A 19943-nucleotide genomic window follows, 5' to 3' on the forward strand; every position below is an offset into this window, starting at 1 on the left:
TCCATGGCGATCAAACTCAAACCCGTATCTGAACAAGTCATGGTCATCACCGGCGCGAGCAGCGGCATTGGCCGCGCGACCGCCGAACTGGCCGCGAAGCAGGGGGCCAGACTGGTCCTGGTTGCGCGCGATGCAAGCGCACTCGAAAGCCTGGTCGCCACGCTGACAGCGGACGGCGCCGAGGCCATTTCGTGCGCGGTCGATGTGGGCAAGCAGCAAAGCCATGATCAGATCCTGACGGCCGCGATGGAGCGTTTTGGTCGCGTGGATACCTGGGTGAACAACGCCGGTGTCTCGATCTTCGGCAAGCTGGACCAGGTGTCGGTCGAAGACCAGCGGCAATTGTTCGAGACCAATTTCTGGGGCGTGGTGTACGGCTCGCTCAAGGCGCTGTCAGTGCTGCGCGAGCATGGCGGTGCGCTCATCAACCTGGGCAGTGAAGTGTCGGATGTGGCCTTGCCGCTGCAGGGCGCGTATGCGGCGTCCAAGCACGCGGTCAAGGGCTATACGGATGCCCTGCGGATGGAGATCGAAGGCGAAGGCCTGCCGGTGTCGGTGACGCTGATCAAGCCGGCGTCGATCGATACGTCGTTTGTCGAGAACGCCAAGAACTACATGGACGTCGAGCCGCGTCTGCCACCTCCGCTGTATGCCCCCGAGACCGTGGCGCGCGCCATTGTGTATGCGGCGGCGCATCCGCAACGCGACATCTACGTGGGCAGCGCGTCGAAGATGACGTCCGCCTTTGCCCGCCGCATGCCCAAGCTGACTGACCTGCTGCTGGGCCCGGTGATGCGCAACCAGCAGCGCAGCGATACGGCATCGGGACAGCATGAAGGCGCGCTGTACGCGCCCCGACACGATGCAGGCGGGCGCCTGAACGAGCCGCGCATGGTTCGCAGCCGCAGTTACTACACGACCTTGACGACAACGGGGCGGCCGCTGTTGTGGGGCGCCGCGGCGGTACTGGTGGTGTCCGCGGTCTCGGCGGGTGCGCAGTACATGCGGCGGCGGTAGCCGTCGACTGCACGCGCTTTGCATGGCCCGACACGAGCCTGTCGATGAGCGATATTTTCCGACGATGAGCAATGCTTGCCCTGGCGTAAGGGCTCATTGGCAAGCGTGCGCGAGACCATACCGCGGCATGGTCATTGCGTCATGCCGCCTGCCGGTCTCGTTCGCTTTCCGTTGCGGCGCCGGTAACGCTAAAAGGAGCTCGATGATGAAAGCATTACGGTGGCATGGAAAGAAGGATATCCGGTATGACGATGCGCCCGACCCTGAAATCGAGGATGCGGGCGACGCGATATTGAAAGTGTCGTCTTGCGCCATATGCGGCTCGGACCTCCATTTGTTCGATGGCTTCATGCCCGGCATGAAGCATGGCGACATCATGGGCCACGAGTTCATGGGCGAGATCGTCGAGGTCGGCAAGGAGACCCGCAAGCTCAAGGTCGGCGATCGCGTCGTGGTGCCGTTCACGATTACCTGCGGCCAGTGCGATCAGTGCCGCCGTGGCAACTTTTCGGTTTGCGAGCGAACCAACCGCAACAAGAATCTGGCGGACAAGATGTTCGGCCACACCACGGCCGGCCTGTTCGGCTATACCCACCTGACCGGCGGCTACCCCGGCGGCCAGGCCGAGTACGTCCGCGTTCCCTATGCGGACACGACGCACGTCAAGGTGCCGAGCACGTTGAGCGACGAACAGGTGCTGTTCCTTGGGGACATCTTTCCCACCGGCTGGCAGGCCGCGGTGCAATGCGACATCGAACCGACGGATACGGTCGCCATCTGGGGCGCCGGCCCGGTCGGGCAGATGACCATCCGCAGCGCGGTGCTGCTGGGCGCCAAGCAGGTCATCTGCATCGACCGCGTGCCGGAACGTCTCCAGATGGCCGCGGCGGGCGGCGCGATCCCCATCAATTTCGATGAAGAGAGCGTGCTCGATCGGCTGGGCGAGCTGACGCAGGGGAAGGGTCCCGAGAAATGTATCGACGCTGTCGGCCTCGAGGCGCACGTGACGCGGTCCCTGGACAGCATGGTCGACCGCGCCAAGCAGGCGGTGATGGCCGAAAGCGACCGGCCGCACGTGCTGCGCGAGATGATCTATGTGTGCCGGCCCGGCGGCACCTTGTCGATCCCCGGGGTGTATGGCGGACTGGTCGACAAGATCCCGTTTGGCGCCTCGATGAACAAGGGGCTGACGTGGAAGATGGGACAGACCCACGTGGCCAAGTGGACCGATGACCTGTTGCGCCTGATCGAAGAAGGCAAGATCGATCCGTCGTTCGTGATCACGCACACCATGTCCTTGAAAGACGGGCCGGGCATGTACGAGACCTTCCGCGACAAGAAGGATGGCTGCGTGAAAGTGGTGTTGAAACCATGAGGGGGCCGTCGCGCATGATGGCGCCGATCGTGCCGGGCGACGTTGCGTCCCGACCGGGTGACGAGGTGCCCGAGGGCACCCCGGGCACGGGCGAGAACACGTGCCCGGCGTGCGGCGGCAGCGGCACGCAGGCGGGTCAGCCCTGCGAGGCGTGCGGCGGAAGCGGTGTCGTGACGGTGAATATCGGCGACGCTTGAGCACGGCGCCGGCGCCTGAAGCGGGCGTTGCCGCTGGCTACAGCGCCATCATTGCTGCGGCGATCTGCCCAAATGCGGGCATCAGTTGCCGCCAGCCGTCCCGGTCCAGTTGGCCGGGGCGGCGCGGGACGACCGAGTCCGGCGCCCTGAAAGGCGGCCCGTTGCGCGCAAACACGATGCAGTTCGCGCCATCGTCGTCCACGACGTCGAACACGGCGTCATCGAAGGCGCGGCGGATGCGGCGCAGCAGGTCCGGCAGTTCGGGGTCCTGCTGATGCAGGTTCACGACCATGACGCCATCCGCCGCCAGCATGGCGCGGCAGTCCTCATAGAAGTCCTGCGAGCTGAGTTGCGGCGGCACGCCGTCCGCATCGAAGCCATCCACCAGCAGGACATCGGGCCGCGCCGCGACATCGCGCACGAATTGCGCGCCATCGATCTCGCGGATGGTCAGGCGCGCGTTGTCGGGCGGGATATGAAATTCGTTGCGAAGCGCAATGACTTCGGCGCTGATCTCGGCCACTTCGATCACGCTTTTCGGCAGGTGCCGATAGCAGAACTTGGCGAGCGAACCACCGCCCAGGCCGATCATGGCAATGCGGGGTGGCGCCGGATGAAAGAGCAGAAAGCCCATCATCAGGCGCGTGTATTCCAGGTCCAGCGCGTCGGGCTTGAGCACCCACATGCTGCTCTGGACGACGGGCGTGGACAGATGCAGCGTCTTGATCTGCCCGTCGGCCTGTACCGAGGCGCCAGGCGCCTCGGCTGGCCCGCCACGCAATGCCTTTGTCATGTCAGCCCGCGGCGGACAACGCACGCCGCTTGCGCACGGCGTCTGCCAGGGCTTGCAGCACAGGTTCGGTATCCGACCAGGCCAGGCAGGCATCCGTAATCGACACGCCGGGCTTGAGCGAGACGCCTTCATTCAGGTCCTGCCGGCCGCCTTCCAGATGGCTTTCGATCATCAGGCCCAGAATGCGGCGTTCGCCCGCGGCGACCCGGCCTGCCACGTCGTGCGCAACCGTGACCTGGCGTTCATGGTCTTTGGACGAATTGGCATGCGAGCAGTCGACCATGGCCTGGCCGCGCAGGCCGGCCTTTTCAAGCGCCGCGCAGCAGGCATCGATCGCAGCGGCGTCGAAGTTCGGGCCGCTTTTGCCGCCGCGCAGGATGACGTGGGCGTCGTCGTTGCCGCGCGTCTCGAAAATGGCGGCCATGCCCATCTTGGTCATGCCCATGAAGGCGTGCCGCGACCGCGCCGACACAATCGCATCCGATGCCACCTGCACGCCGCCATCGGTGCCGTTCTTGAAGCCGATCGGGCAGCTGAGCCCGGACGCCAGCTGGCGGTGGCTCTGGCTTTCGGTGGTCCGCGCGCCGATCGCACCCCAGGCGATCAGGTCCGCCAGGAATTGCGGGCTGAGCAAGTCCAGGAATTCGGTGCCCGTGGGCAGGCCGAGTTCGCTGATCTCCAGCAGCAGTTCGCGAGCACGGCGCAAGCCTTCGTTGATGCGGAAGCTGCCATCCAGGCGGGGGTCGTTGATATAGCCCTTCCAGCCAACCGTGGTGCGCGGCTTCTCAAAGTAGACGCGCATGACGATGAGCAATTCGCCTTCCAGCGCGTCGGCCACCGACTTGAGCCGGCGGGCGTACTCCATGGCCTGGCCATGGTCGTGGATGGAACAGGGTCCGACCACCACCACCAATCTGTCATCCCGGCCGTGCAGAATGTCGGCGATGCGCGCGCGGCTGGTTTCCACCAGGGTTTGTACTGCGGGCGAGACCGGCAGCTCATCCAGAAGCAGGGCAGGTGAGATGAGCGGGCGGACGGCGCTGATACGCACGTCGTCGATCCGGGTGGTATCCAGCGTGGAGTCGGCCAGGCCGACTTCGCGGTCATGCGTCGGGTCGTCGATGCGTGTCAAAGAAAGCTCCAGTTTCAGTGCGTATTGCGAGATAATCGCGGGCCTCGAATTGTCACAGAAACCGGGCTCTGCCGCCAATCACCAGCCCTTGTGCAAAAATGTGATGATTCCCTTTCGCCACGGCGCCACCCGAGCCCAGGCATGCCGGGGCTTGCAGGAAACAGATGACCAACGACTCCTCAGCCACCACTCCGCGCAACCAGCCCGAGCTGGAACGCAGCCATCTCACGTTTCCTGTTGTGGGACTGGGCGCATCCGCTGGCGGATTGGAAGCGCTGCTGGAATTTTTTGGCGCCACGTCGCCCACCAGCGGAATGGCCTATGTGGTCGTGTTGCACCTGTCGCCCGAGCATGAAAGCACGGCTGACCAGATCCTGCAGCGGACGACATCGATGCCTGTGCTGCAGGTCAAGGAACGCACGCCCATCGACGTGGATCACGTGTATGTGATCTCGCCGTCCTTGCATCTGACGATGAACGACGGGCACCTGAACGTCGAGCCGGCCGACCGGCCGCGCGAGCGCCAGGTAGCGGTTGACCTGTTCTTCCGTGACATGGCCGATGTGCATCGGGAACGCGCGTTTGGTGTGATCCTGTCAGGCACGGGTTCGGACGGCGCGCTGGGGCTGGAACGGATCAAGGAACAGGGCGGCATCGCGATTGCGCAGGACCCCCAGGAAGCCTTGTTTGACGGCATGCCGCGCGCGGCGGTCGATACCGGGGCGGTCGATTTCGTGCTGCCCGTGGCGTCCATTCCCGCCAAGATCGCCAGCATCTGGAGCACCGCCGAATCGATCGAGATGCCCAGGACGGAGGATGGACCGACCAACGTCCATCCGGCGCGATCCTTCGAACGTGCCGAAGCGGCCGAGATCGCCTTGCGCGAAATCCTGCTGCTGCTGCGCCACCGGACCGGCAACGACTTCAAGCACTACAAACGCGGCACCATCCTGCGCCGGATCGAACGGCGCATGCAGGTCAATGGCCTGACCGACATGCCGGGCTACCGGGACTTCCTCCAGGCCAGCCCGGACGAAGCAGGCGCCTTGCTCAAGGACATGCTGATCGGCGTGACCAATTTCTTCCGCGACTTCGAGTCGTTCGCGGCGCTGGACAATGAAGTGGTGTGGCGCCTGACGGGCGCCAGCGCCGAAGGGGGCGATGGCGCGCTGCGGGTATGGAGCGCGGGTTGCTCGAGCGGCGAAGAAGCGTATTCCCTGGCCATGCTGCTGTCGGATGCGCTGGACGCCACGCAGGGCATGGGCACCGTGCAGGTGTTTGCCACGGATATCGACGAGCGCGCCATTGCGACCGCGCGCAGCGGCATCTACCCCGAATCGATATTGGTTGACGTCAGCAACGATAGGCTGAACCGGTACTTCACGAAGCACCAGAACCATTTCCGCGTCAAAAAAGAATTGCGCGACAAGGTCCTGTTCGCGGTTCACAATATCCTGCGTGACCCGCCTTTTTCGCGGCTGCACCTCATTTCCTGCCGCAACCTGCTGATCTATCTGGATCGCGATGCGCAGCGGGACATCCTCCAGACCTTCCACTTCGCGCTGATGCCCGGCGGCTACCTGTTCCTGGGTGGGTCCGAATCGGCGGAAGCCGTCGACGAGCTGTTCGTGACCGTCGACAAGAAACACCGTATCTACCGTGCCAAACCGGTCGCGTCCAGCGTCCGGGCGCCCATATCGGACGCGGCCCCCAGCGCCTACCCGCGGCTTCCGCAAGTGGCTTCCGAGATCAGCCTGGCCAGTTCAAGGAAAGTCATGTACGCCGAAGTCCACCGCAGGGTGCTCGAGCAATACGCGCCGCCCAGTGTGATCGTGAACCACAACAGCGACATCGTGCACATGTCGGACCAGGCCGGGCGCTTTCTGCGTTACGTGGGCGGCGAGCCGTCGCACAACCTGCTGTCGCTGGTGCATCCGGAACTGCGGCTGGAACTGCGCACCGCGCTGTTCCAGGCCGTGCAGTCCAACAAGAGCGTGGAAGCGCGCCGCGTGCGGCTGCAGCGCAATGACCGCAACTACTACGTGAACATGGTCGCCAAGCCATTTCGCGATCACCAGGCCGATGCGGACTTCGTGCTGGTGCTGTTCGATGAGGTCGAAGAGTCGATGAGCCAGGAAAGCGGCACATCGGTCGAAGGCAAGGACAGCGTGCTGACGCAGCTGGAAAACGAGCTGCAGCGCCTGAAGGACCAGTTGCAGGACACCATCGAACATTCCGAGACATCGACCGAAGAGCTGAAAGCTTCGAACGAAGAACTGCAGGCGATCAACGAAGAGTTGCGTTCGGCGACCGAAGAGCTGGAAACCAGCAAGGAAGAGCTGCAATCGATCAATGAAGAACTGATCACGGTCAATTTTGAGCTGAAGACAAAAGTCGAAGAGACCGCCAAGATCAACGACGACCTGCAGAACCTGATTTCGTCGAGTGAGATCGCGACCGTGTTCGTGGACCGGGCGATGCGGGTGAAGTGGTACACGCCGCGCGCGGCCGACCTGTTCAACCTGATTTCGTCCGACGCGGGCCGGTCGCTGATGGACATTACCCATCGGCTGGATTACCCGACCCTGGCCGAAGATGCGGCCGAAACCTTCACGTCGCTGCGGATGATCGAAAACGAAGTACCCAGCACCGACGGCGCCTGGTTCCTGGCGCGGCTGGTGCCGTACCGCACGGCCGAAGACCGGATCGAAGGCGCCGTGCTGACCTTCATCGACATCACGCAGCGCAAGCGCGCTGAAGAACGCCTGCGCGCGGGCCAGGAACGGATGCGCCTGGTGGCCGATTCGACCACCGACTACGCCATCATCACCATGGACGAAGAAGGCGTGATCACGGGCTGGAATCGCGGCGCCGAACTGATCTTCGGCTATCGCGCGTCGGAAGTGGAAGGCCAGTCCGGCGCCATCATCTTCACGCCGGAAGACCGGGAGCAGGGCGTGCCGGCGGCCGAACTGCAACGCGCCCGCAAGTTCGGCCATGCGTCCGACGACCGCTGGCATATCCGCAAGGATGGCTCGCGCTTCTATTGCAGCGGCGTGGTGCACCCGATGGTCGATGGCAACCTGCTGGGCTATGCCAAGATCGCCCGCGACCTGACCGATCGCAAGATGCAGGAAAATGCGCAGGACGCAGCGCTGGAACGCACCAGCGCCACCAACGAATTGAAGGACCTGTTCTTTGCGGTGATGTCGCATGAACTGCGCCACCCCTTGAACCTGATCCAGTTGAACGTCGACATCCTGTCGCGCACGCCGGGCATGGTGACGTCGGCGGTGGGCCGCAAGGCGGTCGAAACCGTGCGGCGGTCGGTGCGCAACCAGTCCAAGATTATCGATGACCTGCTCGACATGTCGCGTGTGTCGACCGGCAAGCTCAAGCTCAACCGTGGACGCCTGAACCTGGTCCAGGTGGTGCAGGGGTGCATCGAGACAGTGTCGGCGCAAGCGTCGGCGGGCAGTGTGCAGCTGAAGGTCAATCTGGCGCAGGACCCCGTGATCGTGGATGCGGACGCAACACGATCGGAACAGGTGGTGTGGAACCTGCTCAGCAACGCGGTCAAATTCACGCCCGAAGGCGGCACGGTCACCGTGACGCTGGTGACCGACAACGGCAATGCACGGCTGGATGTGACGGATACCGGAATCGGAATGGCGCCCGAAGCGGTCGACGCGGTGTTTGACATGTTCAACCAGATCGATCGGCAGCATTCGAACCGCAACAAGAGCGGCCTGGGCATCGGCCTGGCGCTGGCTCGCCAACTGGCCGAAGCGCATGGCGGCTCGGTCACGGCGTTGTCGGAAGGCGAAGGGCGGGGGTCGACGTTCACCTTCCTGCTGCCCCTGGCCGACGGCGGCAACTCGGCGGAACAGGCCGTCGACGCGCCGGTGTCGCATGGTCAGTTGCGCGGTGCGCGCATCCTGCTGGTGGATGATTCGCCCGACGTGCTGGAAACCATGGGCATGCTGCTCGAGCTTGAGGGCGCGACGGTCACCAGCGCGGCCAGTGGCGCGGCGGCATTGACTGTGGCTGTGGGCCAGTCGTTTGACCTGATCATTTCCGATATCGCGATGCCCGAGATGGACGGCATGCAGCTCATCAAGAAGCTGCGTGAGATGCCGCCCCTGGCCGACGTGCCGGCCGTGGCCTTGACCGGCTACGGCGGCACGGCGATCATCAACAGTGTGCGGGCCGCGGGCTTTTCGGACTACCTGTGCAAGCCCGTGCCGATGGACCAGCTGATCGAGAAGGTCTCGAACGTGCTGCCAGTCCGCGACGGCGAACGCTGATCAGGTCAGTTCCCGCACGATGTCGGCACCCAGTGTGCGCATGATGCGGCCGCCATCCGGCGTGCCGCGTGCGATGGCCTTGGCCATGCGGGCTGCCTGACCCACCGAGGCCTTTGGCGGCATGGGGGGTTCGTGGGGATCGATCACTGCTTCAATCACCACCGGTCCGGTCATCGCAAACGCCTGGGTCAGCTGTTGCTGGCAATGTGCCGGATCGTTGATGGTGACCGCCTGGGCGCCGAACGCCCGCGCGGCGGCCGCAAAGTCTATCGGTTGCAGTTCACAACCGTATTCCGGGTTGCCCAGCATGCCCATCTGTTCCCACTTGATCATGCCCAGGGCATCGTTCTTCATGATGACGATCTTGATGTCCAGCCCGTACTTGACGCAAGTCGCCAGTTCGCCCATGAGCATGGTGAAGCCCCCGTCGCCAACCACCGCCACCACTTGCCGCTGCGGATAGGCAATGGCTGCCGCCACGGCATAGGGCACGGCGCAGCCCATGGTCGCCAAGGTGCCCGAGCACGAAAATTTCATGCTGCCGCGCATCGTGATGTGGCGGGCGACCCATGCCGTGATGGTGCCGGAGTCGGTGACGACGATCGCGTCGTCCCGCAGCAGTCCATCCAGATGATGCGTGACTACCTGCGGCTTCATGGGGATATCGGTGCGCGTGGCGCGTTCGGTCAGCAGGTCGCGCCATTCCTTCATGCCGTCTTGCGCGGTCGTCAGGAAGCTGCGGTCCGCGTGCGGCGTGAGGTGCGGCAGCAGGGCGGCGAGCACGCGGCCCGTGTCGCCCACCAGGGCCGCATCCACCGGATAACGCAGCCCGATGCGCGCCGGATCCGCATCGATCTGCACCGCGCGCACCTTGCCGGGCTCGGGGTAGTACTCGATGTACGGAAATGAGCTGCCAACGATGAGCAGGGTGTCGCAGGATTCGAGCGCGTCCTGCGCGGGACGCGTGCCGAGGAGGCCTACGCCCCCCACGCAGTAGGGATTGTCGTCGGCGAGCACGGCCTTGCCCAGCAGGGGTTTGGCGACGGGTGCGGCCAGCCGGTCCGCCAAGGTTTCGAGCAGCGGCCCGGCGCTGGCCGCGCCGCGTCCCGCCAGGATGCAGATCTTCTTGCCTTCATTCAGGACGGCGGCTGCGCGCTGGAACTGGTCGTCGGTTGGCAATGCGATGTTGCTGGCCTGCAGGTCGGTCACGTGATGCGCGACATTGCGCGACGACCGTTTGTCGTCCTTGACCGGCTGCGACTGCATCTCGACCGGGATCGTTACGTGGGCCACGCCATTGCGGGCAAGCGCGGTTCGGCAGGCCAGGTTCACGACGTTCTCGACATGCGCGGGACCCATCACGCGGGCGTTGTACACCGCCACATCCATGAAAAGCCGATCCAGTTCCACGTCCTGCTGGGTGTAGGTGCCGATCAGGTCGTGGTACTGCATGCCGGTGATGGCGAGCACCGGCGCCCCGTCCAGTTTGGCGTCGTACAAACCATTCAGCAGGTGCACGCCGCCCGGCCCGGACGTCGACAGGCAGACCCCCAGCTTGCCGGTGAATTTGGCATACGCGCAGGCCATGAAGGCGGCGGCTTCTTCGTGCCGGACCTGGACGAATCGAATCTGATCCTGGCGCGTGCGCAGCGCTTCCATGATGCCGTTGATGCCGTCACCCGGCAGTCCGAATAGGGTGTCGACTTCCCAGTCGACGAGTGTGTCGACCAGGATATCGGCCGCTGTCTTGTTCATGAAATGCTCCTGTCATGGCGAGGTGGGGATGCCGGTCGTGGCGCAAAGCGTGTTCCCTGCAACGCGCGTTGCCGGAACGGGTTTTGCGGCCGGCGGTGTGTTTCAACGGAGGTAAGCGCCATGACACCCAATCCTTTCCAGCAGTGCATCGACATGTGTTATGCCTGCGCCGCGGCCTGCAACCCATGCGCTTCGGCATGCCTGTCGGAACCCCATGCCGACGCGATGACGCAATGCATCCGCCTGGATATCGAATGCGCGGAAATCTGCACGCTGGCCGCCAGCACCATGGCGCGCGAAGGCGCGTTTTCCGCTGAGGTGTGCGGCGTATGCGCCAAGGTGTGCGACGCCTGCGCCGCCGTCTGCGAAAAGCACGAGGCCGACCATTGCCAACGCTGCGCGGCGGCATGCCGCGCGTGCGCGGAAGCATGCCGCAGCATGTACGCAGGGCAGTCGAGCTGATGCACGCGGCGCAAACGGAAGAGTCGATTATTGCTCTTCAATGATCGATTTTGAGCAGGCTCATTGTTGAGCAGAAGCTGCTTAGCCCTTTCGATGTTTTACATGCATGGGTCGCCAAAGACGACTCGAAGCGACGTCCTGACGGCATAGAGCCGTTCGGTACGGCTCTTGCTAATGCTGTGTTGCGATCATGTTGACTAGGGTGATGCAATGCAGAGCGAGGGGGTGGGGCCGTTGGGAAAGGTGATGGTGATTTCGCCCCATCTGGATGATGCGGTGTTCTCGTGCGGCGAACTGTTGAGCGCCCATCCCCACGCCATGGTCGCCACGGTGTTTGCCGGCACGCCGCCCGCAGGCCACACCGCCACCGACTGGGATCGCGCCTGCGGTTTCCGTTCGGCGTGCGAGGCGATGGTCACCCGCCGCAACGAAGACGCCAGCGCCTTGCTCAGGCTGGGCGCGCGGCCGGTATGGCTCAACTTTCTGGACAGCCAGTATTGCGACGGGTCGCCCGGCGCTGCGCCGCCTCCTGACCCGGACGATATTGCCGAGGCGCTGGCGGCCCTGATCGCCCGCGAGCAACCCGATGCCGTCGTGTTCCCCCTTGGCCTGTTCCACTCGGACCACGACCTGACGCATCGCGCGTGTCTGGCGTTGTGGCATCAGGCGTCGCAGGAGGTGCTACGGCCGTCATGGTCCCCCCGATGGATGGCCTACGAGGACGCGCTGTACCGGCGCATGGACGGGCTGCGCGAACAACGGCTGGCGGGATTGGCCGAAGGGGGCGTGCGGTCCGCAGTCTTTCCCATGACGTGGCAAGGCGACCGCGCCGCAAAGGCCGAGGCCGTGGCGTGCTATGCGAGCCAGCTGAAAGCATTCGGGCCGGGCGGGTTCGATGACACGACGCTTCCGGAAGGGTATTGGTCGCTGGACCGGGCAGGGTTGCTTCATGCGGCAGCCTGACACGATGCAGGACACGCCGCTGCCGCCCACGGATCTGCCCAAGGTCACCCTTGTCGTGCTGACCTACAACCGCAGGGAAGTGGTCCGGCAGACCGTGGCCAGCCTGAAAGCTTTGAACGAGGCATGGCCGATCGTGGTGGTCGACAACGGGTCGACCGACGGCACGGCCGAGGCGCTGGCGGCCGATCATCCTGACATCACCCTGGTGCGCTGCCCCCGCAACCTGGGCGCGGCCGGACGCAATGCCGGGGTCGACGCCGTCCGCACGCGCTATGTGGCCTTTTGCGACGACGATACCTGCTGGCAGCCTGGCGCCCTGGCGCAGGCGGCCCACATCCTGGACCTGCATCCTGATGTGGCCGTGGTGAACGCGCGGATCCTGGTCGGCGCGGCCAATGAAGAGGACCCGACGTGCACGCTCATGTCCCGCAGCCCTTTGCCGTCGGAGGGCTTGCCGGGGCACCGGCTGCTGGGCTTCATGGCCGGCGCCAGCGTGATGCGCGCGGACGCCTACCGCGAGTGCGGCGGGTACAGCCCGAAGCTGTTCATTGGCGGCGAAGAGATGCTGCTGGCCTATGACTTGGCCGCGCGCAATTGGGCCATGGTCTATTGCGCCGGCGTGGTGACGCGGCATGACCCCTCCCTGCTGCGCGACGCCGTGCGGCGCCGGTCGCTGCTGGTGCGCAATGCGATCTGGATTGCCTGGATGCGTCTGCCGGCGCGTGACGCATGGCGTGAGACGCGGCGCGCCTGGCGGCAGGCCGTGGTCGAGGGGCACCCGCTGACGACGCTGGCCGACACCTTGCGCGGCATGCCGTGGGCGCTCTGGCATCGACGTGTCGTTCCCGCGCCGGTCCGCGCGATGCAGCGCCGCCTGGCGCTTGCCGAGCCGGCGCGCGAGGACGGCGGCGGCATGGAAGGAGAGCGCCTTGCCTGATACCTATCCCCCAGCCAGCACTACCCCGACAGCACCCCCCGACAGCACCCCCCATACGGCACGGCGACGTGGCGCGATGGTCTCCCCCTTATCAGGAAAACGGTCATGCAGAAAATTGCGATGGTCAGTGAACACGCGTCGCCGCTGGGACACGCGGGCAGCGTGGACAGCGGCGGACAGAACGTCTATGTGGCCAACGTTGCCCGCCAGCTTGCCGCGCGCGGCCATGCGGTCGATGTGTTCACCCGCAAGGACAGCGCCGTGCTGCCCGAGGTGATCAGCTGGATGCCCGGCGTGCGCATCATCAATGTGCCCGCAGGGCCCGCGCGCCAGTTGCCCAAGGAACAGCTGCTGCCCTACATGACGGAGTTCGGCAGATGGATGCTCGACTTCTGCCGCCGGGAACGCCGCCCCTACGACGTGGTGCACGCCAACTTCTTCATGTCGGGGCTGGCGGCGTTGCCGGTACGCGAGCAATTGAAGGTGCCGCTGGTGATGACCTTTCATGCGCTGGGCAAGGTGCGGCGACAGCATCAGGGCGAGGCCGACCAGTTTCCTGCCGCGCGGTTCGGCATTGAAGAACGTCTGGTGCGTGAAGCCGATCGCATCGTGGCCGAATGCCCGCAGGACTATGCCGATCTGACGCAGCTGTATGGCGCGGCGCCGGACCGGATTGCCGTCGTGCCTTGCGGATTCGATGCGCAGGAGTTTTCGCCGATGCCGATGGCGCAGGCCCGGGCTGCCCTGGGGTGGGACCCCGACGCGTTCACGGTGTTGCAGCTGGGCCGCATGGTGCCCCGCAAGGGCGTGGACAACGTGATTCGTGCCGTGGGCGAACTGCGCCGGCATCACGGCATCGATGCACATCTTTATGTGGTGGGAGGCAACTCTGCCGAACCCAACGAGATCGCCACCCCCGAACTGGGCCGGCTGCGCGGCATTGCCGACGCATCGGGCGCCGCGGATCTGGTGCGCTTCGTGGGGCGTCGCGACCGGGATGCCTTGCGCACGTTCTATTGCGCAACCGATGTCTTTGCGACGACCCCGTGGTACGAGCCGTTCGGCATTACGCCGGTCGAGGCCATGGCCTGCGGCAAGGCGGTGATCGGATCCGCCGTGGGCGGCATCAAGGCCACCGTGCGGGACGGCGAAACCGGCTTTCTGGTCCCGGCGCGCGATCCCATCGCGATGGCCGAACGCCTGGCGATTCTTGCGAAAGACCCGGCGCTGTGCGCGCGGTTTGGCCAGGCGGGCCACGCGCGGGCCCGGCAGTTCTATTCGTGGGCCCGCGTGGCGCAGGACCTGCTGGCCGTCTATACGCAGGCGGCGCGGCCGGTGGAGGCACCGGTGACGGCGCGCTCCCGTGTCGTGATCATGGAGTGACGCCAGGATGCCCAGCGAACACTCACTACACCTGCATGGCAACGAAGCGCCCCGGACGGGCGCGGAGGCTCCGATGTCCCCCTATACGCCGGGTCGCGCCCAGGCCGCCCGCTCGTCGCGCGTTGGTGCGATCTTTCTGGACAAGGACGGCACGCTGGTCGAAGACGTGCCTTACAACGTCGACCCCGAGCAGATGCGGTTCGCGCCGGGCGCCCGCGAAGGGCTGCAGGCGCTCGCGCGCTGCGGACTGCCGTTGATTGTGGTCAGCAACCAGTCGGGCATTGCGCTGGGGCGGTTCGATGAGGTCGCGCTGGACGCCGTGCATTTGCGTCTGGCCGAGATGTTCGATGACGCCGGCGCGGATCTGGCCGACTTCTACTACTGTCCGCATCACCCCGATGGCACGGTCCGCAAATATGCCGTGGCCTGCGATTGCCGCAAGCCCGCGTCGGGCCTGTTCGAGCAGGTGGCGCGCGAGCGCCGCGTGGCGCTGGACCAATCGTGGATGATCGGGGACATCCTTCACGATATCGAAGCGGGCCGGCGGGTAGGGTGCCAGACCATCCTGATCGACAACGGCAACGAAACCGAATGGCAGCTGACGCCTGAGCGCACGCCGCACTTTCGTTGCCCGGATTTTGCGGCGGCCGCGCGCGTGGTCTGCGAGCAACTGGCCCTTGCGCAGGCAAGCGGACCCACCACGCAAGGGAGCGGGACATGAGCGCGCCGTGGGACGGCGTGCGCCGCATCCTGGCCGTGCGGCTGGACAACCTGGGCGACGTGTTGATGTCGACGCCGGCCCTCAGTGCACTGAAGGCTTCGTTTCCTGGCGCGCATCTGACCCTGATGGCATCGCCTTCGGGCGCGGCGATCACCCCGTTCCTGCCGTGCGTCGATGAGGTGATTGTGTATGACGCACCGTGGGTCAAGTCCAACGGCACCGCCGATGGCACCGCGGATCTGGCGATGGCCGAGCGCCTGCGCAGCCGGGAGTTCGACGCCGCGGTCATTTTCACGGTGTACAGCCAGAGCGCGTTGCCGGCCGCCATGTTGTGCCGCTTTGCCGGCATTCCAAGGGTGCTTGCCCATTGCCGCGAGAACCCCTATCGGCTGTTGACGGACTGGGTGCGTGATACCGCCGTGGAAGACAACGGCCGGCACGAAACGCAGCGGCAGCTGGACCTGGTGCGAACGGTGGGAGCCACCGTGGCGGACGAGCGCCTGGTGTTCGACGTGGCCGCCGCCGACCGCATCAGCCTGCGCAGCAAGCTGGCGGCCCGCGGCCTGTCGCCCGAACGCGGCTGGACGCTGGTGCACCCGGGCGCGACGGCGCCGTCGCGCAGGTATCCGGCCGAACGGTTCGCCATCGTCGCCCGGTCATTGGCGGACGATGACCGGGGGCCGGTGCTGGTGACCGGTGGGCCCGACGAGGCCGACCTGGCCGGCGCCGTGGCGACCCTGGCAGGCAAAGGCGTCACCAGCATTGCCGGCGCGTTGAGCCTGGGCGAGTTTGCCGCGCTGATCGAAGGTGCCGCCGTGCTGGTGTCGAACAACAGTGGTCCGGTCCATCTGGCTGCCGCGCTTGGCACCCCGGTGGTGGACCTGTATGCCTTGACCAACCCCCAGCACACCCCGTGGCAGGTGCGCAGCCGCGTGCTGTTCCACGACGTGCCCTGCAAGTTCTGCTACCGCAGCGAATGCCCCCAGGGCCATCACCAGTGCCTGCGCGGCGTCACGCCCGAGACCGTGATCGCCGCGGCAAGAGAACTGCATCCGATTGCGCATCCCCTAGAACCCGCGGCCTGAGCCGGCCGCACAAGGAGTCATCAGCATGTACACATTGGGCATCAATGCGGTCTATCACGACTGCTCGGCCACCCTGGTCCATGACGGGGTGGTGGTCGCGGCGGCGGAAGAAGAACGCTTCACCCACGTCAAGCATGGCAAGCGGCCCGTGCCGTTCACGACCTGGCAACTGCCGTTCCATGCCATTGACTATTGCCTGAGCGTGGCGGGCATTTCGTTGGCGGAGGTCGATCACTTTGCCTACTCGTATGATCCCGCGCTGCTGCTGGGTTCGAAGATGGATGAAGGCAGCATCACGCTGCCCCTGAAGCCGTCGGCCGCGCGCGCGGCCGACACCAACGGGTCGCCGTGGGATCCGCTGTTTCTTTGCTACATCGTGAATGCGCCGGGACAGCTCGCGAACGGCGCGCCGCATCATCTGGAAAAACGCTTTCGCGGCGTGACGCCCGACAGCATCGCGGCCAAGTGGCATTACGTGGAACACCACCTGGCGCACGAAGCCAGCGCCTATCTGGCGTCGCCCTTCGACAACACGGCGGTGCTGACCATGGACGGCCGTGGCGAGCGCGCCACCACCAGCTATGGCCACTTCGTCAACGGCCATTACCGCCGCATCAAGCAGGTCAACCTGCCGCACTCGCTGGGCCTGCTGTACGAAGACCTGACCCGCTATCTTGGCTTTCTGCATTCGTCGGACGAATACAAGGTGATGGCGCTGGCGTCGTATGGCGAGCCGCGTTTCGTGCGCGAATTCCAGGAGATCGTGCAGGTCGACAACGAAGGCAATTACACCGTCGCCCCGGTGGATTTCGTGCAGAAGTTCGGGCCGGCGCGCGAACGGGGCGGCCCGCTCGAAGCCATCCATTACGACATTGCCCATTCGCTGCAGCATGTGCTGGAAGAAACCGTCAAGAAGATGGCCGCCTGGCTGCACCGCGAAACAGGCGCCGACAAGCTGTGCATGGCGGGGGGCGTTGCGCTGAACTGCGTCATGAACGCGCGGCTGCGCGAGCATGGACCGTTCAGCGAGATCTGGGTGCAGCCCGCCGCCGGGGATTCGGGCACGTCGCTGGGCGCGGCGCTGTGGGTGGACCGCGAGCAGCGCGGGCCTGCCGCCAAGCGCTGGGTGATGCACCACGCGTTCCTGGGACCCGAATACAGCGATGCGGAGATCGAGCAGTTCCTGAAGCGGTCGAAGCTCAAGTACCGCAAGCTGGACAACGTGGCGGAGGAAGTCGCCGAGCTGCTTGCGCAGAACAAGATCATCGGATGGTTCCAGGGCCGCATGGAGTTCGGCCCGCGCGCGCTGGGCGCCCGGTCCATTCTTGCGTCGCCCATCGATCCTGACATGCAGTCAATTTTGAACGAGATCAAGGATAGAGAGGACTTCCGTCCAGTTGCACCCGCCGTGATCGAAGATCGCGCACGCGACTGGTTCGCCACGGGCCGGCCCGGGCCGATCGTTGCCCCGTTCATGCTGTTCATTTTTGATGTGTTGCCGGACAAGGCCGACCGCATTCCGGCCGTGCGCCATACCGACGGCACGGCGCGCGTGCAGACGGTGCGCCGCGATCAGCATCCGCTCTATCACGATCTGCTGGCCGCCTTCGAGCGTCACACTGGCGTGCCCGTGCTGGTCAACACGTCGTTCAACACACGGGGCGAGCCGGTGGTCTGCTCGCCGCGCGATGCCATTGAATCGTTCTGGACCTCGCCGCTGGATGCGTTGTCGATCGGATCCTTCCTGCTGGAAAAATCGGCATGACGGTCGCGGCTCCTTCAATGTCGGTGGTGGTGCCGACCTATCAGCGGCACGACCTGCTGGAACGCTGCCTGGTGGCGCTGCTGGCGCAGGACTACCCGGCGGATCGCTATGAAATCATCGTGGCCGATGACGGCCCGAGCGAGGCGACGCGGGACCTGGTCGCGCGCTTCGCGGCGCAACGTCCGACCGGGCCTGATCTGGTCTATGTGCCGGTGGTGGGTACCCAGGGCCCGGCCGCTGCCCGCAACCGCGGGTGGGAGCGGGCACGTGCCGACATCATCGCGTTTACGGACGACGACACGGTGCCGGCGCCCCTGTGGCTGACCGAAGGCGAGAAAGTGATGGCGGGCGGGCCGGCTGCCGCCATGGGCCGGATCGAGATGCCCCTGCCGCCCAACCCCACGGACTTCGAGCTGGATTCCAGCGGGCTGACGCGCGCCGAGTTCGCCACGGCCAATTGTTTCGTGCGCAAGTCGGCGTTGCAAGAGATCGGCGGGTTCGATGAACGGTTCACGATGGCGTGGCGCGAAGACTCGGACCTGCAGTTCATGTTGCTGTCACGCGGCCACACTATCGTCAATGCGCCGGCTGCGTTGGTGGTGCACCCGGTGCGCTCCGCGCCGCGCGGGGTCAGTGTCAGCCAGCAGAAGAAGGTGTGCTTCGATGCCTTGCTCCACAAGAAACATCCGGCCTTGTTCCGTGAACGCATCCGGCGCGGGCCACCCTGGAGCTATATCGTCATCGTCCTGAGCCTTCTGGCGCTGGTCATTGCGCTGGCCATCGACAACGCCGCCCTGGGCTGGGTCGCGCTGACAGTGTGGGCCGTGCTGACCCTGCGCTTCTTTGCGCTGCGCATCCGGCACACGTCGCGCGATCCGGGGCATGTGATCGAGATGCTGGTGACCTCGATCCTGATTCCACCGCTGTCGATCTTCTGGGGCATGGTGGGCGCCCTGCGTTTCAGGACGGCGCTGGTATGACGACATCTTCCCTTTCCTGGACGACGCCGCCGCGCCGCATCGCGGTCTTTCGCGCACTGCAGCTGGGCGACCTGTTGTGCACGGTGCCGGCGCTGCGCGCCTTGCGGCAGGCCGCGCCCACGGCGGAAATCACATTGGTCGGCCTGCCCGAAGCGCGAGGATTCGTCGAACGCTACAGCGACTATCTGGACGACCTGCTGATCTTTCCCGGCATGGACGGCATGCCCGAACAGATGCCCCGGCCGCATGAGCTGCCCGGCTTTTATGCCGCCGCGCAGGCGCGCCAGTTCGACCTGGCGATCCAGTTGCACGGCACGGGCTATCAGGTCAACGACATCGTGGACCTGCTTGGCGCCAAGGTCGTGGCGGGGTTTGAGCCGCCCGAATGGACCCCGCGCGGCCCGACTTTCCTGGCCTGGCCGGACGACTTGCCCGAGCCGCTGCGCTACACCGCCTTGATGGCGCATCTGGGCATTCCGGTGCGGTCCACCGAACTGGACTTTCCCTTGACCCTGGAAGACCAGCGCGAGTGCGATGCGATGGCCCGGCAGCTGAACTTGCGGCCGGCCGACACGATTCTGGTGCACCCGGGCGCCCGGCTGCTGTCGCGGCGCTGGCCCGTGGACCGGTTCGCCGCGGTGGCGTCCTGGCTGGCTGCCGAGGGCCATACCGTGGCCGTCACGGGCAGCCGGGACGAACGGAGCCTGACCCGGCAACTGCTGGATCGGGTCGACGCGCCCTTGATCGACCTGACCGGCCTGACCAGCCTGGGGGGACTGGCGGCCTTGCTGGCGCAATGCCGGCTGCTGGTCTGCAACGACACCGGGGTGTCGCACGTCGCCGCTGCGGTCGGCACGCCCAGCGTGGTGATTGCCTCGGGCAGCGACGTCGCCCGCTGGGCGCCACTGGATCGCGATCTGCATCCGGTGCTGTGGCACGACATGCCGTGCCGGCCGTGCGCTTTCCATGCCTGCCCGACCGACCATGAGTGCGCGCGCGGCGTTGCCGTCGACGACGTGCTTGCCCAGGTCCGGCGCCAACTTGAACGACAGGAGACCTCGCATGCCTGAC

The 19943-nt window shown here is 65.5% G+C and carries 16 protein-coding genes; 13 read left to right on the top strand and 3 right to left on the bottom strand.

What is annotated here, in order from left to right; translation table 11 throughout:
- Positions 1-3: 3 nt before the first annotated feature.
- The 3 genes from HD883_RS03685 to HD883_RS03695 all read left to right on the top strand — a co-directional run bounded on the left by HD883_RS03685 (position 4) and on the right by HD883_RS03695 (position 2589).
- Positions 4-1017, top strand: a complete 1014-nt coding sequence (locus HD883_RS03685) for an SDR family oxidoreductase (RefSeq protein ID WP_179587774.1) — start codon at positions 4-6, stop codon at positions 1015-1017.
- A 205-nt stretch (positions 1018-1222) separates the two neighbouring features.
- Positions 1223-2392 (top strand): zinc-dependent alcohol dehydrogenase, encoded by a 1170-nt coding sequence (locus HD883_RS03690; protein ID WP_179587773.1) that lies wholly within the window; start codon positions 1223-1225, stop codon positions 2390-2392.
- Positions 2389-2589 (top strand): hypothetical protein, encoded by a 201-nt coding sequence (locus tag HD883_RS03695; protein ID WP_257021982.1) that lies wholly within the window; start codon positions 2389-2391, stop codon positions 2587-2589. The genes HD883_RS03690 and HD883_RS03695 overlap by 4 nt, the downstream gene beginning before the upstream one ends.
- A gap of 37 nt (positions 2590-2626) precedes the next feature.
- On the opposite strand, the gene HD883_RS03700 is transcribed toward HD883_RS03695, so the two are convergent.
- Positions 2627-3382: a spermidine synthase gene (locus tag HD883_RS03700; protein ID WP_179587772.1), complete on the bottom strand. Its 756-nt coding sequence runs from the start codon at positions 3380-3382 to the stop codon at positions 2627-2629.
- A gap of 1 nt (position 3383) precedes the next feature.
- Positions 3384-4514, bottom strand: a complete 1131-nt coding sequence (locus HD883_RS03705; RefSeq protein WP_179587771.1) for a 3-deoxy-7-phosphoheptulonate synthase — start codon at positions 4512-4514, stop codon at positions 3384-3386.
- Positions 4515-4678: 164 nt separating this feature from the next.
- Here HD883_RS03705 and HD883_RS03710 point away from each other — a divergent pair, with 164 nt between their 5' ends.
- Positions 4679-8821 carry a CheR family methyltransferase gene (locus HD883_RS03710; protein ID WP_179587770.1) on the top strand — a complete coding sequence of 1381 codons (4143 nt, stop codon included), beginning with the start codon at positions 4679-4681 and terminating at the stop codon, positions 8819-8821.
- On the opposite strand, the gene HD883_RS03715 is transcribed toward HD883_RS03710, so the two are convergent.
- Positions 8822-10576 carry a thiamine pyrophosphate-dependent enzyme gene (locus tag HD883_RS03715; protein WP_179587769.1) on the bottom strand — a complete coding sequence of 585 codons (1755 nt, stop codon included), beginning with the start codon at positions 10574-10576 and terminating at the stop codon, positions 8822-8824.
- Positions 10577-10696: 120 nt separating this feature from the next.
- Between HD883_RS03715 and HD883_RS03720 the strand changes: the two genes are divergently transcribed.
- The 9 genes from HD883_RS03720 (at position 10697) to HD883_RS03760 (ending at position 19942) form a co-directional block, all read left to right on the top strand.
- Positions 10697-11038 (top strand): four-helix bundle copper-binding protein, encoded by a 342-nt coding sequence (locus tag HD883_RS03720; RefSeq protein ID WP_179587768.1) that lies wholly within the window; start codon positions 10697-10699, stop codon positions 11036-11038.
- 246 nt (positions 11039-11284) lie between these two features.
- A complete protein-coding gene (locus HD883_RS03725; protein WP_179587767.1) occupies positions 11285-12001 on the top strand; it encodes a PIG-L deacetylase family protein in 717 nt (238 codons plus the stop codon).
- Positions 11988-12938, top strand: coding sequence for a glycosyltransferase family 2 protein (locus HD883_RS03730; protein ID WP_257021983.1), 951 nt, complete (start codon positions 11988-11990; stop codon positions 12936-12938). The genes HD883_RS03725 and HD883_RS03730 overlap by 14 nt, the downstream gene beginning before the upstream one ends.
- Positions 12939-13043: 105 nt before the next feature.
- Positions 13044-14321: a glycosyltransferase family 4 protein gene (locus HD883_RS03735; protein WP_179587766.1), complete on the top strand. Its 1278-nt coding sequence runs from the start codon at positions 13044-13046 to the stop codon at positions 14319-14321.
- A gap of 73 nt (positions 14322-14394) precedes the next feature.
- On the top strand, positions 14395-15042 hold the full coding sequence (locus HD883_RS03740; protein WP_179587765.1) for a D-glycero-alpha-D-manno-heptose-1,7-bisphosphate 7-phosphatase: 648 nt from the start codon (positions 14395-14397) through the stop codon (positions 15040-15042).
- Entirely contained in the window at positions 15039-16127 is a 1089-nt protein-coding gene (gene waaF / locus HD883_RS03745) for a lipopolysaccharide heptosyltransferase II (RefSeq protein WP_179587764.1), read from the top strand. Before HD883_RS03740 ends, waaF begins: the two co-directional genes overlap by 4 nt.
- Before the next feature lie 25 nt (positions 16128-16152).
- Positions 16153-17892, top strand: coding sequence for a carbamoyltransferase family protein (locus HD883_RS03750; RefSeq protein WP_179587763.1), 1740 nt, complete (start codon positions 16153-16155; stop codon positions 17890-17892).
- Positions 17889-18872, top strand: coding sequence for a glycosyltransferase (locus HD883_RS03755; RefSeq protein ID WP_179587762.1), 984 nt, complete (start codon positions 17889-17891; stop codon positions 18870-18872). Before HD883_RS03750 ends, HD883_RS03755 begins: the two co-directional genes overlap by 4 nt.
- A complete protein-coding gene (locus HD883_RS03760) occupies positions 18869-19942 on the top strand; it encodes a glycosyltransferase family 9 protein (protein ID WP_179587761.1) in 1074 nt (357 codons plus the stop codon). The genes HD883_RS03755 and HD883_RS03760 overlap by 4 nt, the downstream gene beginning before the upstream one ends.
- The last annotated feature ends 1 nt before the right edge of the window (position 19943 follow it).

Origin of the sequence: Pigmentiphaga litoralis, from assembly GCF_013408655.1 — a bacterium.
GTDB lineage: Bacteria > Pseudomonadota > Gammaproteobacteria > Burkholderiales > Burkholderiaceae_B > Pigmentiphaga > Pigmentiphaga litoralis_A.

Excerpts from the sequence above, each read along its gene's own strand:
- HD883_RS03685 (WP_179587774.1), top strand. The coding sequence starts at position 4 with ATGGCGATCAAACTCAAACCCGTATCTGAACAAGTCATGGTCATCACC.
- HD883_RS03690 (WP_179587773.1), top strand. The coding sequence starts at position 1,223 with ATGAAAGCATTACGGTGGCATGGAAAGAAGGATATCCGGTATGACGAT.
- HD883_RS03695 (WP_257021982.1), top strand. The coding sequence starts at position 2,389 with ATGAGGGGGCCGTCGCGCATGATGGCGCCGATCGTGCCGGGCGACGTT.
- HD883_RS03700 (WP_179587772.1), bottom strand. The coding sequence starts at position 3,382 with ATGACAAAGGCATTGCGTGGCGGGCCAGCCGAGGCGCCTGGCGCCTCG.
- HD883_RS03710 (WP_179587770.1), top strand. The coding sequence starts at position 4,679 with ATGACCAACGACTCCTCAGCCACCACTCCGCGCAACCAGCCCGAGCTG.
- HD883_RS03715 (WP_179587769.1), bottom strand. The coding sequence starts at position 10,576 with ATGAACAAGACAGCGGCCGATATCCTGGTCGACACACTCGTCGACTGG.
- HD883_RS03720 (WP_179587768.1), top strand. The coding sequence starts at position 10,697 with ATGACACCCAATCCTTTCCAGCAGTGCATCGACATGTGTTATGCCTGC.
- HD883_RS03725 (WP_179587767.1), top strand. The coding sequence starts at position 11,285 with ATGGTGATTTCGCCCCATCTGGATGATGCGGTGTTCTCGTGCGGCGAA.
- HD883_RS03730 (WP_257021983.1), top strand. The coding sequence starts at position 11,988 with ATGCGGCAGCCTGACACGATGCAGGACACGCCGCTGCCGCCCACGGAT.
- HD883_RS03735 (WP_179587766.1), top strand. The coding sequence starts at position 13,044 with ATGCAGAAAATTGCGATGGTCAGTGAACACGCGTCGCCGCTGGGACAC.
- HD883_RS03740 (WP_179587765.1), top strand. The coding sequence starts at position 14,395 with ATGTCCCCCTATACGCCGGGTCGCGCCCAGGCCGCCCGCTCGTCGCGC.
- waaF (WP_179587764.1), top strand. The coding sequence starts at position 15,039 with ATGAGCGCGCCGTGGGACGGCGTGCGCCGCATCCTGGCCGTGCGGCTG.
- HD883_RS03750 (WP_179587763.1), top strand. The coding sequence starts at position 16,153 with ATGTACACATTGGGCATCAATGCGGTCTATCACGACTGCTCGGCCACC.
- HD883_RS03755 (WP_179587762.1), top strand. The coding sequence starts at position 17,889 with ATGACGGTCGCGGCTCCTTCAATGTCGGTGGTGGTGCCGACCTATCAG.
- HD883_RS03760 (WP_179587761.1), top strand. The coding sequence starts at position 18,869 with ATGACGACATCTTCCCTTTCCTGGACGACGCCGCCGCGCCGCATCGCG.